The organism is Mycobacterium persicum (genome assembly GCF_002086675.1).
Lineage (GTDB): Bacteria > Actinomycetota > Actinomycetes > Mycobacteriales > Mycobacteriaceae > Mycobacterium > Mycobacterium persicum.
In genome coordinates, this window is the sequence record NZ_MVIF01000351.1 from 1 (window position 1) to 260 (window position 260).

1 pseudogene is annotated in these 260 nt (G+C 78.8%); it reads right to left on the reverse strand.

Annotated elements, in window-relative coordinates:
* Nucleotides 1-246: pseudogene (locus BST40_RS33705) on the reverse strand (PE family protein); the annotation flags it as partial.
* Nucleotides 247-260: the final 14 nt, after the last annotated feature.

Below are 260 nucleotides of genomic sequence, written 5' to 3' on the forward strand. Positions count from 1 at the left end.
GCCCACGCCGCCGGCGCCGCCGCTGCCGAGCGCGGAGCCGGCGGAACCGCCGTTGCCGGCGGTTCCGCCGGTGGCGCCGCCGTTGCCGCCGCCACCGCCGACGCCACCGTTGCCGAAAAGCGCTCCGCCACTGCCGCCGTCGCCGCCCAGGCCGCCTTGGCCACTGAGGTTGAAAGTGTTGTCGCCGCCCTGGCCGCCGGCCCCGCCGCTGCCGAACAGCCAGGCGTCGCCGCCGAACCCGCCCATGCCGCCGATGGTGG